The sequence below is a fragment of the Mesorhizobium sp. P5_C1 genome (genome assembly GCF_054049815.1).
Window position 1 is genome coordinate 1 of record NZ_JBFULQ010000818.1, and the last position, 1,825, is coordinate 1,825.

Sequence of the window (1,825 nt, forward strand, 5' to 3'; positions counted from 1 at the left end):
ATCGGACGGCAGTCCATTGCGGCGTTACGCTCTTCCCGGAATTTCTGCAGAGTTGCCGTGATGGTGCGGCCGCCTGGATCGCCATTTCACCGGGCAGGCCGGCGTGGCTGGAATTTTGCCAGCCACCGGCGGACGCGGAAAATACTGCGTGGTGACCTGAACCGCCTCGGCTGTCGCCTCATCGAACAGCAGCTCGATCAGTTTCAAGGCCTCGTCGAGGCCTGATGAAATGCCTCCACCGGTCAGTCGGTTGCCGGATCTGACGAAGCGGGCATGCGTCGTATCGACCTCGATCTTGGGGAAACTCTGCAGGCATTTGACGAACGCCCAATGGGTCGTGGCTTTGTGACCCTCGAGCAGCCCGGCGCGTGCGAGCAACAGCGCCCCCTCGCATACGGAGCAAACCCAGAGCGCATCCGCCGCTACCTGTCGGAGGTAGGCGAGAAAAGGCGAATTGGCATTCGACATGATTGCGCTCAACGCTTCCGGCGCACCGCCCGGGACCCAGAGGACATCGAGCGTTGGCGTTTCGGCAAAGCTGGCATGGGCTTCGAAACGCAACCCGTTCACGGTCGTGACCGGGCCACCATCGGCGGAGAGGATCTGGCAATCGAGCCCCTTCGCCGGGTCGACCCATTTGAACATCTCGTAAGGCCCGGTCACGTCGAGCAAGTCCACGCCGTCATAGACCGGAATTCCGAGTTTCATGGCCTCCCCCTCTTCCTGCTTCCGCAAATCACTATGCAGCAGCAGGCCCCGGTTTAGCCAACGCGATCGCCGCTTTTCGGATCGAACAGATGCAGCGACGCCGGGTCGGCCGACAGCCGTACCACGTCGCCGGGCTTCACGCCGGCGCGGCCCATGGCGAAGACACAAAGCTGCTGGCCAGCCAGCTTGACGTAGAACTGCGTCGAAAGCCCGAGCGGCTCCACCACCCCCACCTCGCCCTGCAATTCGCCGTCATCGGCCAGCCTGATGTGCTCGGGCCGCAGACCGACGGTGATTACGTCACCGTCCTTCAGCGGCAGGCCATCCGGCAGGCGCAACGCCTGGCCATCGGCCAGCACGGCCTCCGAGGTACCGCCCTTGCGAACGGTCGCAGGCAGGAAATTCATACCAGGTGAGCCGATGAAGCCGGCGACGAACATGTTGGCCGGCCGGTCATAGAGATCCAGCGGCGCGCCGACTTGCTGGATCAGCCCGTCATGCATGACGACGATCCTGTCGGCCATGGTCATGGCCTCGATCTGGTCGTGGGTGACGTAGACCGAAGTGGTCTTCAACTGCTGGTGCAGCGCCTTGATCTCGGCACGCATATGGACGCGCAGCTTGGCGTCGAGGTTCGACAGCGGCTCATCGAACAGAAACACCTTGGGATCGCGCACGATGGCGCGGCCCATGGCGACGCGCTGGCGCTGGCCGCCGGACAACTGCCGCGGCAGGCGCTGCAGGAAAGTGTCGAGCCCGAGCCGCTTGGCCGCACCGTCCACCCGCGCGTCGATCGCCGGCTTCTCGGCCTTGCGCAGCATCAGGCTGAAACCCATGTTCTTCGATACATCCATATGCGGGTAGAGCGCGTAGGACTGGAACACCATGGCGATGTCGCGGTCCTTCGGTGCGACGTCGTTGACCAGCCGCTCGCCGATGCGGATCTCGCCGCCGGAAGCCTCCTCCAACCCGGCGATCATGCGCAAAAGCGTGGACTTGCCACAGCCTGACGGACCGACCAGGACGACGAACTCGCCATCGGCGATTTCAAGGTCGACCGCGTGCAGGACACGGACAGTGCCATAATCCTTGCGGACCTTATCGAGCGTAACAGAGG

2 protein-coding genes are annotated in these 1,825 nt (G+C 63.6%); both read right to left on the reverse strand.

The window, feature by feature from the left end; translation table 11 throughout:
- Positions 1-24: 24 nt before the first annotated feature.
- Entirely contained in the window at positions 25-708 is a 684-nt protein-coding gene (locus ACXJ7R_RS31620; RefSeq protein WP_457155240.1) for a DJ-1/PfpI family protein, read from the reverse strand.
- A 53-nt stretch (positions 709-761) separates the two neighbouring features.
- Positions 762-1,825, reverse strand: a 1,064-nt coding sequence (locus ACXJ7R_RS31625; protein ID WP_457155241.1) for an ABC transporter ATP-binding protein, incomplete at its 5' end; no start/stop codon positions are given.